General features: G+C 58.8%; 14 protein-coding genes. All 14 read right to left on the bottom strand.

Annotated features, from left to right (window positions below):
- Positions 1-122: 122 nt before the first annotated feature.
- Entirely contained in the window at positions 123-1598 is a 1476-nt protein-coding gene (locus ACA072_RS07805) for a sigma-54 dependent transcriptional regulator (RefSeq protein ID WP_131061623.1), read from the bottom strand.
- Between the two features lie 173 nt (positions 1599-1771).
- Complete coding sequence (gene fliT / locus ACA072_RS07800; RefSeq protein ID WP_497623867.1) at positions 1772-2068, bottom strand: flagellar protein FliT; 297 nt, start codon at positions 2066-2068, stop codon at positions 1772-1774.
- Positions 2069-2078: 10 nt separating this feature from the next.
- Positions 2079-2474 (bottom strand): flagellar export chaperone FliS, encoded by a 396-nt coding sequence (fliS, locus tag ACA072_RS07795; RefSeq protein WP_497623866.1) that lies wholly within the window; start codon positions 2472-2474, stop codon positions 2079-2081.
- Positions 2475-2602: 128 nt separating this feature from the next.
- The gene (gene fliD / locus ACA072_RS07790) at positions 2603-4006 is read right to left on the bottom strand and encodes a flagellar filament capping protein FliD (RefSeq protein ID WP_497623865.1); all 1404 of its coding nucleotides are present in this window, start codon (positions 4004-4006) and stop codon (positions 2603-2605) included.
- Positions 4007-4088: 82 nt separating this feature from the next.
- Positions 4089-4454 (bottom strand): flagellar protein FlaG, encoded by a 366-nt coding sequence (locus ACA072_RS07785; protein WP_497623864.1) that lies wholly within the window; start codon positions 4452-4454, stop codon positions 4089-4091.
- A 74-nt stretch (positions 4455-4528) separates the two neighbouring features.
- Entirely contained in the window at positions 4529-5380 is an 852-nt protein-coding gene (locus ACA072_RS07780; protein ID WP_497623863.1) for a flagellin domain-containing protein, read from the bottom strand.
- Positions 5381-5633: 253 nt separating this feature from the next.
- On the bottom strand, positions 5634-5903 hold the full coding sequence (locus ACA072_RS07775) for a hypothetical protein (protein WP_497623862.1): 270 nt from the start codon (positions 5901-5903) through the stop codon (positions 5634-5636).
- Complete coding sequence (locus ACA072_RS07770; protein ID WP_497623861.1) at positions 5900-7192, bottom strand: motility associated factor glycosyltransferase family protein; 1293 nt, start codon at positions 7190-7192, stop codon at positions 5900-5902. The genes ACA072_RS07775 and ACA072_RS07770 overlap by 4 nt, the downstream gene beginning before the upstream one ends.
- A 96-nt stretch (positions 7193-7288) precedes the next feature.
- Complete coding sequence (locus ACA072_RS07765) at positions 7289-8215, bottom strand: ketoacyl-ACP synthase III (RefSeq protein WP_497623860.1); 927 nt, start codon at positions 8213-8215, stop codon at positions 7289-7291.
- Positions 8216-8443: 228 nt separating this feature from the next.
- Positions 8444-9496 (bottom strand): pseudaminic acid synthase, encoded by a 1053-nt coding sequence (pseI, locus tag ACA072_RS07760; protein ID WP_497623859.1) that lies wholly within the window; start codon positions 9494-9496, stop codon positions 8444-8446.
- The gene (gene pseG, locus ACA072_RS07755) at positions 9489-10994 is read right to left on the bottom strand and encodes a UDP-2,4-diacetamido-2,4,6-trideoxy-beta-L-altropyranose hydrolase (protein WP_497623858.1); all 1506 of its coding nucleotides are present in this window, start codon (positions 10992-10994) and stop codon (positions 9489-9491) included. The genes pseI and pseG overlap by 8 nt, the downstream gene beginning before the upstream one ends.
- Complete coding sequence (gene pseF, locus ACA072_RS07750; protein ID WP_497623857.1) at positions 10991-11686, bottom strand: pseudaminic acid cytidylyltransferase; 696 nt, start codon at positions 11684-11686, stop codon at positions 10991-10993. Before pseF ends, pseG begins: the two co-directional genes overlap by 4 nt.
- Before the next feature lie 6 nt (positions 11687-11692).
- Positions 11693-12856 carry a UDP-4-amino-4,6-dideoxy-N-acetyl-beta-L-altrosamine transaminase gene (gene pseC, locus ACA072_RS07745; protein WP_497623856.1) on the bottom strand — a complete coding sequence of 388 codons (1164 nt, stop codon included), beginning with the start codon at positions 12854-12856 and terminating at the stop codon, positions 11693-11695.
- On the bottom strand, positions 12853-13854 hold the full coding sequence (pseB, locus tag ACA072_RS07740) for a UDP-N-acetylglucosamine 4,6-dehydratase (inverting) (RefSeq protein WP_497623855.1): 1002 nt from the start codon (positions 13852-13854) through the stop codon (positions 12853-12855). Before pseB ends, pseC begins: the two co-directional genes overlap by 4 nt.
- Positions 13855-13861: the final 7 nt, after the last annotated feature.

Below are 13861 nucleotides of genomic sequence, written 5' to 3'. Positions count from 1 at the left end.
GGCTTGGGGCATCGTGCTCTCTCGCTTGGCTGACCGTCAGTTAAACGGAACGTTGCGAGGGATGTAGCAATACCCGTGCCTAAAAAAAACCGCCTATAAATGAACGACTTGAAAAACAGGCGTCAATCATCCGCCTGTTCATCACCGTCGCGACGGCTCATGCCGTACTTGCGCATCTTCTCCACCAGGGTGGTGCGACGAATACGCAGGCGTTCTGCAGCGCGGGCGACGATGCCATTGGCATCATCCAGCGCCTGCTGAATCAGCCCCTGCTCCAGACCACCGAGGTAGTCTTTCAAGTCGAGGCCTTCCGGCGGCAGCAGGGCGTTGGCGGTGAAGTCCGGGGTATGGCCGTTGATCGCCACTCGTTCTTCAAGATCGCTGCGCAGGCTGTCGACCAGTTGCTCATCTTCGTCATCGACGTAGCGGAATTTCTTCGGCAGTTCGACCACGCCAATCACCCCGTACGGGTGCATGATCGCCATGCGCTCCACCAGGTTGGCGAGCTCGCGAACGTTGCCCGGCCAGCCGTGACGGCACAGCGACATGATCGCAGCCGAGTTGAAACGTATCGAACCGCGCTTTTCGTGCTCCATGCGCGAGATCAACTCGTTCATCAGCAACGGGATGTCTTCGACACGTTCACGCAGTGGCGCCATCTCGATCGGGAACACGTTCAGGCGGTAGTACAAATCTTCGCGGAAGGTGCCGATCTCGATCATGCTTTCGAGGTTCTTGTGAGTCGCCGCAATGATGCGCACGTCGACGCTCTGGGTCTTGTTGCTACCCACACGCTCGAAGGTGCGCTCCTGCAACACACGCAGCAACTTGACCTGCATCGGCAACGGCATGTCGCCGATTTCGTCGAGGAACAGGGTGCCGCCGTTGGCCAGCTCGAAACGCCCGGCGCGGCTGGTGATGGCCCCGGTGAAGGCGCCCTTCTCGTGGCCGAACAATTCGCTTTCCAGCAACTCGGCCGGGATCGCCCCGCAGTTGACGGGAACGAACGGCGCGTCACGGCGCTTGGAGTGGTAATGCAGGTTGCGCGCGACCACTTCCTTGCCAGTGCCTGATTCGCCGAGGATCAGCACGCTGGCGTCGGTGTCGGCCACTTGCTGCATCATCTGACGGACGTGCTGGATCGCCCGGCTGGTGCCGACGAGGCTGCGGAACAGATTGGGTTCACGATGACGACCGCGCTCGCGGGCCTGGTCATACATCTCGCGATAGACCTGGGCACGGTGCAACGAGTCGAGCAATTTGCTGTAGCTGGGTGGCATTTCAAGGGTCGAAAGCACTCGGCGACGCTGGTCTTCAGGCAAGTCAACGGAAGAATTATCGCCCATTAACAAAACCGGAAGGAACTCATCCCAGGTTGCGAGTGTCTTTAACAAGCCCGGAAGTGCGCCAGGAGCATTGACCGTCCCGATCAGGACACAGATCACTTCACGACTTGATGACAAAGAGCCGACCGCCTGCTGCCAGTCATGGCTACCGCAGGGTAAATTTTCTTCGCCAAGAAAATTTAAAATCACCGCCAAATCGCGGCGACGGACGCTATCGTCATCAATCAGCAGAATTTTGGTTTCACGCCACATGCAATAGCAACTTCCCTAGTCAACTCAATGCCCAAAATGATGGGGCAAGCTAGACGCTTGCAGACACGTTATGCCTGTAGACGCCTGAAATCTGGAACCAGCCACTAGTTAAGTCAAAAAACCGTGCACAGTCAAATTTATGGCGCACTATGTTTGGATTAACTGAGGATTAATTAACCAAACAGATGGTAAACCTTTGCCGCACTCTGTGCTTGATGGATCTGCGACATCTCGTCGACTATCGCCTGCCTCTCCCCCGTCGCCGCCTCAAGAAGCTGCTTGTACACCCCCAGCAACTCCTCAAGATTATCGCGCAGGGCAGCTTCGTCCACCGAAGCTTCACTCAAGACGTCTTCCATGCAGGAACGACACGCCAGGTCCAACTCACCGATGGCCTCCCAGTTTCGATCGGCCAATGCGCCGACCAGGGCTTCGCGGGTGTGTTCGATACGCTGCAATACAAGACTCATGGTGATCTCCTTAAAACTGCGGACCCGGTGCGGCAATCGCATCCCAACCATCTTTGACTGTTCGAAGCAGATCAGCCACTTCGTCGAGAATCGCAGGATCAGTCTTGATGTTGGCCTCGGCCAGACGCTTCATCATGTAGGTGTACAGGTTATCCAGTTCACCGACGCTCTCAACAGAGTTCTCAAGGTCCAGGCCTTCACGCAAACCACCGATGATGCCGATGGCCTTGCCGATCAGGACGCCCTTGTTCGGAATATCTTTGCGCTCCATCGCGCCCTTAGCCTGGGCGATACGGTCCAGCCCGCCCTCCATCAACATCTGCACCAGACGATGCGGACTGGCTTCGGAAGTTTGCGCCTGAGCGCCAATCTTCTTGTATTGGCGAAGGGCTAACATTGGATTCATGTTGTACCTCATCAAAATTCTGTAGTTCGTCTAACCAGTGTATCGACGACGCGTCAAAAAACTTTAGATTCAAATGCAAAAAGCCCGGAGCGCTTGAAAACGCTGCCGGGCTTTTGGCGTTATGCGTGTTACGAGTTCTTCTGTTGCGCAGCCATCGCCTCAAACATACCGGTGATATTGCTGGCTGTCGCTTTCAACTTACCAACGAGCGTATCCATGTCGTTGTACTTTTTGGTCAGTACAGCGGTCAGGGTCTCGATTCGACGATCAAGTGCACCCTGGTCGGCGGCCAACCTGGTTTTGGTCACGTTCAGGCTGGTGGTGCGGGTATCCAGAATACCGCCGGTATCGGTGTACGGCTTGATCACATTGTTCATGCGCTCGAGCAGACCATTGGTACCGGTAAACAGGGTCTGAACCTCGCCGCCGAGCTTCTTGTCATTCATCGCCGCGGTGAACTTGACGGAGTCGAAGTTCAGCGCACCGGTTTTCTGGTCAGTGGTAATCCCCAACTGCGAGAGCACGGTCAGCTTGTCGCCGGCACCGGTCGTGGACAGTGGGCCACGCATGCCTGCCAGAATCGAACGCGGCATCGCGTCACCGGTCAGCGCAGCAGGGATGGTCGGCTTGCCATCGTCGTCCAGGGACGGCTTGGTCAAGGACGTCACAGCGTTGGCGACGGCGTTGTAGGCATCGACAAACTTCTGGATCGAAGCCTTCAGGCCATCGTTGTTGCCTGCGACGGTTACGGTGGTGGTGTCCTTGGACAGCAAGGTCATCGACAACCCGGAAACGTTGCTCACGGTGTTGGAAGGACTGCTCATCGCCAAGCCATCAACGCTGTAGAGCGCATCCACAGGCAATTCGCCGATGGCGCCCGAAGAAGTCGCAGTCGGCGTTGCCGCCATTTTCACTGTACCGTCCATGTCCAGACCGGCAATACCGCTGACCTTGAGCTCGGACCCAGCACCCGTTGTGCTGGAACCCAGCACCAGACGCGAACCGAAACTGTCGGTCACGATGTTGGCGCTGAGGCCACTGGACTGGTACTGAGTGTTGATGGAGTCGCGAACCGATTGCAGGGTGGCGCCCGCCGCAACGTTAACGGTGTAGGACTTGCTGCCCTGATTGATCGTCAGGGTGCCTGACGCGATCGGGCTGGTTGCACCACCGGCGAAGGCGGCACTGGCCACTTTCGAGCTGGTTGCCAATTGGGTGACGGCGACGGTGTAAGTACCGGCGACCGCTGAGTTGTTAGCGGTGGCGGTGACCACTTTGGCGTTGGCGGTGGTCGCTGCAAAACCTGTGAACTGAGGAGATGTCGTGCTACCCAGATCCTTGAGCGCGGTCTGGAACGTGGCCAGCAGCGATTTCAAGGTACCGACCCCGGAAATACTCGCCGAGTTGGTGGCGGTCCCACGGTCGATCTGACCTTGCTTGGCCGCTTTGTCAGCGTTTACCAAGGCTTTGACGATAGCACCGGTATCAAGGCCGGAGCCTAGACCCGTGCCCGGTAAAATTGGACTTGCCATGTAGAACTCCCTTCAGTGTGTCGCCGGTCTTTTGACCACTACAACGCCCAAAAGAACATAACAACAAAATTCGTGCCAGCTGTCAGGCTTTAGCGCTGAACAACAAGCTGCTTGCATCATTCAAACTATTGGCCAGTTTCAGGACTTCTTCGTTGGGGATCTGACGGACCACCTCACCGGACTCACTGGCAATGACCTTCACAACAACCTGACCTGAAGGCTCATCAATCGAGAACTCCAGATTACGCTTGACCGACTGAACGAACTTTTCAATTTCTTGAACAGCCATTTTCAGTTTGTCCTGCTCGGCTTGTGCGCTCTTGCGCACCTCCTTGACGTCGACCACTTTCGCGGGCTCCGCTCGAGGCTTTTCCGCAGGCTTGTCAGCAACAGTGGTCGCTTGCTTCGCCGTTGGATAAGACAAGTTCAGCTTCACGCTCATATCCATGTCCATCACCTCTAAAAGTAAAAAAGCGAGAGGGTACGACCAGCGCACACCCCTCGCCAAAACTCAATCAGCTATTACTGAAGCAGTTTCAGAACAGCGGATGGCAGTTGGTTGGCCTGGGCCAGAACTGCGGTGGAAGCTTGTTGCAGAGTTTGTTGCTTGGTCAGTTCTGCAGTTTCAGCAGCGAAGTCGGTATCTTGTACGCGACCACGAGCAGCACTGGCGTTTTCGTTGATGTTCTGCAGGTTGGAGATGGTGCTGGTCAGACGGTTTTGTGCAGCACCGAGGTCAGCACGCGCGCTGTTGATGGTCTGCAGAGCAGCATCGATACGGGTGATGGCAGCGGAGAACGAAGCCTGAGCGGTAGCCGAGCTGTTACCAGTGATCTGGGTGGTAGCCGAGTCAACCGACAGGGTTGCAGCGCCGAAGCCCGAAGCCAGAGTCAGGGTGATCTGGTTAGCCGAACCAGTGTTGGAACCAACCTGGAAGGTCATGGTGCCAGCAGTACCGTCCAGCAGGTTCTTGCCGTTCAGGTTGGTGGAGTTGGCGATACGAGTGATCTCGTCCGACATTGCCGCGAATTCTTTGTTCAGAGCCACACGGTCTTGAGTACCGTTCGAGTCGTTTCGAGCTTGTACGGCCAGTTCACGCATACGCTGCAGAATGTTGGTGGTTTCCTGCATCGCGCCTTCAGCGGTCTGAGCGATCGAGATACCGTCGTTGGCGTTTTTGATCGCCATGGTCTGACCGCGGATTTGCGCGGTCATACGAGTGGTGATTTGCAGGCCGGCGGCGTCGTCTTTGGCGCTGTTGATTTTCAGGCCGGAAGACAGACGAGTCATCGAAGTCGACAGAGCGTCGGAGGAGCGGTTCAGGTTCTTCTGAACGCTCAACGATGTGACGTTGGTGTTTACTGTTAAAGCCATGACGAATTCCTCGTTGGTTGGGTACTGCGGCTTCCGGCCCTGGCAACCGCCGGGTATGGCCTAGAGAACCTTCGTAATAGTTATCGTCGCCAATGCAACTTGCTTTAGGGGATTTTCAAAATTATTTGCCATCACGTTGCCACCCCCTGTAAATCAAGGGGTTGGCGACGTTCCAATAGCGAAAAAATGACGTCAGGGAAATGTCGGCGACAGATCGGCGAGGACTCGCCGGCACCGACAGAAGGGAAATGGCTTAAACAGACAGGCTTTCGGTCAGCAGCTCGACCAGTTCATATTCCAGGTAATCGGCCAGTGCGAGCCAGTTCTGCGCCTCCTGACACGCGAACATCTGGCCGAGCACAAACGCCCACTGCTGCTGAGCCTCCTGCGGCTTCGAATCGAACGCCGGGTGGACTGTACCGGCCAACTCGATCATCGCCAGACCGGCTTCGACATCACGCCCCAAGCGGAACAAAGCTGCACATTGCTGCGCGTCGGCAACGAAGGTTTCAAGCGCGCTCATGACGCAAACTCCGGATGAAAAACCGTGCCGGCGATCATCGCCCCTGCCCGACTGCTGTTATAGAAACGTACCTGCGGATGACCCGCAATAAAACGCTCCAGCTCACACAGATAGCTGCGGAAGTTGAGCTGAGTCTTGATGCGCTGACCGTGACCGTCCAGTACCCAGTGCTTGGCAGCCCCCAGTTGCGGCCCCAGATCACCATCGCTCCAGCCGGCGTGAGTCTTGTCACCCGGAAAGGCGAAGTCGGCGCCGAACAGCGTGACCTGTGCCGCGCCCATCTTCACCGCCAGGTCCGCCGCCGGATGGATCACGCTGCCACCGACATACAACTCACCCCTTGGCAATTGCCGACGTAACTGCTGGTAGATCGGGCTCGCGGAGTAACCGGTATAACGTGGCCCCTGCCAGGCTTCAATCACCACCGGATCCAGCATGGGCATGTACACCAGCGTGATGTCGGCCGTGCCTTCAGCCGGCAGGTGCCGGTCGGAAATGCGCTGGTCGATGCTGACGACAATGTCGGGACGAATGCCGTGCTTGAGCAGCGGGCGATAGGCCGTATCGACGCAGATGAACAACGGCCGCCCGGCTTCATTGCGAATCGCGCGCAAGGTCGCAAAGTGCTGTTCCAGGCTTGGCCCGGTGGCGATGACAAAGATCTCCCGCCCCGGCTGTGAACCGAACAACTCGGCCACATCGCGATCGCCCTGCACCCATTCGAGACTGACCTGCAAGCGCTCGATAATCTCAGGCGCCTGTGGATCGAATTCACGATTATTGAAAGTCAGGTGGGTTTCGCTGATCAGCCGATCACGGATCTTCGCGTTGAAATCGTCGGCCAGCACGAGCTCGGAGGGCAGGGCAAAAAACGGCAGCTGGATTTCCCCCAGATCACCGGCATACAACAGTTCGACCCGTGGATCGCTGAGCCACGCCTGTTGATCGAGCAGTTGCAGCACCAGGGCAAACACGGCGCCGTTGAGGATGTGCACGTACAACCGTTGAAGACTGGCACGTTGCAGCAACTCCGTTTGCAGATCGCCGAGCCCGGTGCCGTAGACATGCGCCACCGGACTGTCGACCGGCAAGCTGTCGGCCTGAAGCACGGCCTCGCGACTGCGATCATGGCGACTGGTCAGTTGAATGCCATTGATGCTCAACGTCGAGCCCAGGCCCTCCACCAGATCAGCCTGTAGCAGGTTCGTGTCTTCGACCAGCAAGCGCACAGCCAACGCCGGCCAGCGTTGCTGGATGACGTCGACGTTGTGCTCAAAGAACTCGCTCATGGCGCCTCGCTTTTGGTTCGGGCAAAAAAATAGCGCTCAAGATTACACCTTGAGCGCTTTTTTTGTGTCTGGCTTTCTTTGACTAAAGCACCGGGTTCAAGGGCGATAGAGAATCGCCGAGCCCCAGGACAGACCCACACCGAAACCGCTCAACGCGACGCGCTTCCAGTCGGAGTCCAGCACGTGTTTTTCCAACAGCAGCGGAATGCTCGACGACACGGTGTTGCCGGTCTCGACCATGTCCTTGATGAACTTCTCCGGCTCGCCTTCGAAGCGACGCGCTACGGCGTCGACAATTGCTGCGCTGCCCTGGTGAATGCAGAAAGCGTCGATGTCGTCAGCCGTCAGTTGCGAGTCGGCCAGCAGTTCATGCAAGTGCGCCGGCACTTTGAGCAGCGCAAAGTTGAACACCTGACGGCCGTTCATATAGAACACGCCATCGGTGACTTTCAGGTGCGGCGCACCGGAACCGTCGGTGCCGAACTTGGCTTTGCCCAGCTGCCAAGGCGCGTCTTCACCCATCCAGGTCGCAGTAGCGGCGTCGCCGAAAAGCATGGTGGTGTTGCGGTCTTCCGGGTCGACGATCTTCGAATACGGGTCGGCAGTGATCAGCAAGCCATTCTTCAGGCCGGCGGCTTCCATGAAGCCCTTGATCGCGTAAATGCCGTAAACGTAGCCGGAGCAGCCCAGGGAGATATCGAACGCAGCCACGGTGGTTGGCAGGCCGAGTTTGTCCTGAACGATGGCTGCGGTGTGGGGCAAGCCTTCTTCGTCACCGTTCTGGGTGACGACAATCAGTACGTCAATGGATTCGCGTTTCAGATCGGGGTTGTTGGCGAACAGCGCGTTGGCTGCTTCGACACACAGGTCCGACGTTTCTTGTCCGGCGTCTTTGCGCGGCAGGAAGGCCGAGCCGATTTTGCCCAGGATGAACTCTTCATCCTTTTCGAACTTTGCACCTTGTGCGTAATTGTCCACGCCGGCTACAGGAACGTAGCTCGCAATGCTTTTTATGCCAATCATTACGGCTTCCCAATAATAAACAGCCCAATACCACCGCTCGTAATGATTCGAGGGGCGCCGACAAACAGAGAAAAACGTCGCCCCATAGAGGCGACAGCGGAAAGAATAAAAGACTATCACTGGACCAAACAGAGACCAGGCGCCACCTTCCCGATTAATACAATACAGTGAAGATGCGCGTTATGACTCTCAGGTCACGCTATTTTGCCGAAACAGGCCTACAACGCGTTATTCGACCAACGACCAGTCCAGCGCGGTTCCACGCTTGATGGCGTGGCGGGCACGACGGCCCAGAAGGGTTTCAGCGTGTTTGGGCGCCAGCCCCAGGCCAGGACGGATGGCTCGCAGATTGACGACGGTGAACGGCTCGCCGGCCGCCATGTCTTGTGTGACATAGAGCGAACGTCGGTACACCAGGGACTTGCGCTCCGCTTCGGTGACACCGTAATGCACCTGGCCCATGGCTTGCCAGGCACGCTCGGTTTCGATCACCAGGCTTTCGAGTTCGGCCGGTTCCAGGGAGAAACTGGCGTCCACGCCGCCGGCCGAACGGTCGAGGGTGAAGTGTTTTTCCACCACCGTCGCCCCCAATGCCACCGCGGCCACGGACACGCCGACACCCATCGAGTGATCGGACAGCCCGACTTCGCAGCCAAACAACTCACGCAAATGTGGAATTGTGCGCACGTTACTGTTGGCCGGGGTCGCCGGATAAGTGCTGGTGCATTTGAGCAACACCAGGTCCTTGCACCCCGCCTCGCGGGCCGCGCGCACGGTTTCGTCCAGCTCGGCGATGCTGGCCATGCCGGTGGAGATGATCAAGGGCTTGCCGGTGGCCGCGACACGGCGAATCAGCGGCAGGTCGGTGTTCTCGAAACTGGCGATCTTGTAGGCCGGCACATCGAGGCTTTCCAGGAAGTCAACGGCGCTGTCATCGAACGGCGTGGAGAACGCCAGCATGCCCAGTTCCTTGGCCCGGGCAAAAATCGGTGCATGCCACTCCCACGGCGTATGCGCTTTCTCATACAACGCATACAACGAGGTCCCGGCCCACAGACTGTTGGGGTCCTTGATGAAGAACTCGCCTTCGGACAGGTCCAGGGTCATGGTGTCTGCGGTGTAGGTTTGCAGCTTCAAGGCATGCGCGCCGGCCTTGGCCGCGGCGTCGACGATTTGCAAAGCCATGTCCAGCGACTGGTTATGGTTGCCACTCATCTCGGCGATGATAAACGGCGGCGCGTCGGCACCGATCAAGCGGTCGCCAATCTTGAAGCTAGTCATTTCTGTGATCCTTCAATATGCGCGTGAACGCGCAAGCACTCTGAGTGAAACCGGCTTCGCGAAACACCTTCAGCGACGGCTGGTTGGTCGGCAACACTTGGGCGGTGATGACGGTCAGTTGCGGCCAGTGGGCTGTCACGAACGCCTCGCCGCGAGCCAGCAGCGCCCTGCCCCAGCCCAGGCCGATGCGATCTTCGAACAGATAAATCGAGACTTCGGCTTCAAAGCCGCGCAAGTCATAACGCAACACGCCCACCGGACCGTCATCGGCTTCAGCGATCAACAGCAAGCGCTGCGCATTGTTCAAACTGGCGGCCAGCCAGTTTAGATGTGACGACCATTCAATCGCCCCGGTCTCCAGCGACCAGCGCCGTACCGCCTCGGCATTACGTCCGTCAAACAAAAGCCGGGCATCGGTTGCGGTCGCCGGACGGATCTGTAACACCGCACCGGCCAAGGCCGCCGCCACCCGCTGCGCACCGCGGCCATCAACCAATTGCCGTGAATGGTCGGCCAGGCTCTGGCGTATCCCCTGATTGCCCGCGACAAAACCGATCGCCTGGCGCAACTGCTCGACGCTGACCTGCTCACGAGCGCCCAGATACACATGGGCACCCGAGGCGCCCATGACCTCGCCGTTGGCCTGCTGATTGTTCGAGACCGCAATGCAAATCGTCGGCAGCCCCATGGCCGCCCGTTCCCAACTGGTGCCGCCACCGGCGCCGACAAACAGGTCGGCCTCGGTCATCAGCCGGTGGAAATCGCTGACAAAGCGGTGCAAGCGCCAGTTCGGACGATTCGCTGCCATGGCCTGCATCGTGTCCCAGGCCGGGTTGTCGACACCGGCCACGAAGTCGACTTCCAGCGCGTTGAAATCCGCCATCGCCAGCATCGCGTGGTGAGTCTGCATCGCCGCATCGAAGCCGCCGAAATTCACCAGCACGCGCTTCGCCCGGGGTTTGATTTCGATCGCCGGGCAGCGAAATTCATCGCGCAACATGGCAAAACGAGGGCCGAGCAAGGTTTGGCAATCGTATTTGAGCAGCGAAGCGTAGGCCTGTGGCGTGCCGGACAAGTTTTGATTGAGCAACAAATCGACGCTGTACCGGCGAGTAGCAAGATCATCCACCGCAGCGATCCGTGGCGCCCAGCGCCGGGCCGCCGTCTGCCAGTGATGGTCGAGGCCATAGTGGTCGACGACGATCCAGTCGAACGCTGGACGGGTTTCCAGTGCGCGCGCCAACGCGTCGATGTCTGCTTGCCACGGCAGCATGGATTCGATGGCTTGCTGCGGGTCTTCATCGGGATAACGCTGCGGCAGCGCGAAGGTTTCAAAACCTTCGGCCGCCAACGCGTCCAGACGATGCCCCGGCAGCAGCCGACAGGCAAAGGCCACGTGCGAGCCCTGCTTGCGCAAGGTTCTGGCCAGGGGCAACAAGCGAGCGATATGTCCGCTGCCAATGGTCGGCGACGCGTCGGAGCGAATCAGCACCCTCATTGCAGTTCACCACCGGCCTTCAGCGCGGCGTACAGGTATTCAGCGCGCTTCCAGTCTTCGAGGGTGTCGATGTCCTGCACCAGATGCCGCGGCAGAATCACCGGCAGGCTCGCCGGGGAAAACAGCACATCGCCGCGCAACCAGGCCTCGCTGCGCCCCCAGTAGAACTGACCGGCGTCTTGAAAGGCTTCGGCCAGATCCTGCGAGCGAGTGTTGCGAAATTCCGGGTACAACGATGTCAGTGCGCCCTGCTCGTCAAGGGTCAAGGCACGCTGCACGGGAAAGCCGAACCCGGCCACGGAGAACGCGAAGGATTTATCCGGGTGCTGCTCCAGCAATTCAAATCCCTGCCGCAGAAACCGCGCCTGCAACAACGGCGCAGTCGCGTAGATACAGCAGGCATAGTCGAACGCCGGAAGCTCATTCAACGCATGCACCATCACCGCAGCGGTGCCGGTGAAATCGTCGGCCAATGACGCCGGGCGCATAAACGGCACTTGAGCGCCGTGCGCCCGCGCGACCTCGGCGATTTCTTCATCGTCAGTGCTGACGATTACCTGATCGAACAGCTGCGAATCCAGCGCCGTACGAATCGAGCGGACGATCATCGGCACGCCGTCGAACGGCTTGAGGTTCTTGCGCGGGATACGCTTGCTGCCGCCCCGGGCCGGAATAATAGCGATGCAACTCAACAGTCACTACTCCTCTAGAACCAGCCGCCGCAGTTGCTCGACCACATAGTCCTGCTGTTCGTCGCTCAGCAAAGGAAACAGCGGAAGGCTGATCGCCTCGGCGTAATAACGCTCGGCTTGCGGAAAATCACCTTCGGCAAAACCCAGGTCACGATAGTACGGCTGCAAGTGCACCGGAATATAGTGCAGGTTCACACCGACACCGGCCGCTCGCAAGCCTTCGAACACTTGTCGATGGCTGAGGTTGATCCGGTCGACCTGCAACCGCACCACATACAGGTGCCACGCCGACTCAGCCTCGGGCTGCGCACTGGGCAGCATCAGTGGCAAGTAGGCCAACAACCGGTCGTAACGCGCCGCCAGTTCACGACGGCGCTCGATGAAGTCGTCGAGTTTGTTCAGCTGTGACAACCCGAGGGCTGCCTGCAGGTCGGTGATCCGGTAATTGAAGCCGAGCTCCACTTGCTGGTAGTACCAAGGGCCGTGGCTGGGCTCGGTCATCTGCTGTGGATCGCGGGTCATGCCGTGGCTGCGCAAGCGCTGCAAGCGTTCGGCCAGGTCCGCACGATTGGTCAGGACCATGCCGCCTTCGGCGCTGGTGATGATCTTCACCGGATGAAAACTGAACACCGTCATTGCCGCGAAATCGCCGCACCCCACCGGACGTCCGGCAAAGGAGGCACCCACCGCGTGGGAGGCGTCTTCGATGACCGTGAAGCCATAACGCTCGGCCAGTTCGGCGATCTTGCGCATGTCGCAGCTTTGGCCTGAAAACGCCACGGCCACCAACACCTTTGGCAGCGTCCCGTCACGTTCGGCGGCTTCAAGTTTCGATTCCAGCGCATAGGCATCGAGGTTCCAGGTCAGCGGATCGATGTCGACGAAATCCACCTCGGCGCCACAGTAGCGACCGCAATTGGCGGAGGCCAGGAAGGTGTTCGGCGTGGTCCACAAGCGGTCGCCCGGCCCGAGTCCCGCCGCCAGGCAAGCGATGTGCAGCGCGGCAGTGGCGTTGCACACCGCCACCGCGAAATCAGCCTGGCAGCGCTCGGCCATGGCCTGTTCAAAACGCTCGATGGTCGGCCCTTGAGTCAGCCAGTCAGACTGCAACACAGCAACCACCGCGTCGATGTCTGCCTGATCGAGACTTTGCCGACCGTAGGGAATCATGCCGGCAACCCCGCGTGCAGGTCGGCGATCTGGCCCACCGACAGGAAATGCGGGTTGGTGTCGGAGCGGTATTCGAAGTCTTCACCCACAGGCCGGCCCTGCTCGCCTGTGTTGTCGACGGCAAAATCCACGTCGACGCTGGTGAAACGAATCGACGGCTGAATGGTGTAGTGATCGGCGAACTCCAGGGTCATGCGCGCGTCATCCAGCGGCACCATCAACTCGTGGAGTTTTTCGCCCGGGCGGATGCCAACGTTCTTGTGCGGCAAGTGTTCAGCCATGCCCAACGCCAGATCGACGATGCGGATCGATGGAATCTTCGGCACAAACACTTCACCACCGTGCATGCGGGCGAAGCTGTCGAGTACGAACTGCACACCGTGATCAAGGGTGATCCAGAAGCGCGTCATGCGCTCATCGGTGATTGGCAGCTCTGTTGCGCCTTCGTTGATCAACTTGCTGAAGAACGGCACGACAGAGCCGCGCGAACCTGCCACGTTGCCGTAGCGGACCACGGCAAATCGCGTTTGCTGTTCGCCGGCAATGTTGTTGGCGGCCACGAACAGTTTGTCCGACAGCAACTTGGTCGCGCCGTACAGGTTGATCGGGCTGGCCGCCTTGTCGGTAGACAGCGCGACGACTTTCTTCACGCCGTTATCGATGGCCGCGGCAATGATGTTTTCCGCGCCATTGACGTTGGTGCGGATGCATTCGGTCGGGTTGTATTCCGCCGCCGGCACTTGCTTCAGGGCGGCGGCATGCACCACGTAATCGATACCGCGCATGGCCTGACGCAAACGCTCGCCATCACGTACATCGCCGAGAAAGTAGCGCATGCACGGCGCATTGAACGTCTGCTGCATCTCGTACTGCTTGAGCTCGTCGCGCGAGAACACCACCACCCGCTTTGGCTGGTATTGCTCGAGCAGGCGGCGGATGAAATTGCGACCGAACGAGCCGGTACCACCGGAGATGAAAATCGATTTACCGTTGAACATGCCTTGA

The sequence above is a fragment of the Pseudomonas sp. LBUM1656 genome, assembly GCF_059716065.1.
Note: the sequence above shows the minus strand (reverse complement) of the source record. Positions and strands in the feature narration are given on the sequence as shown.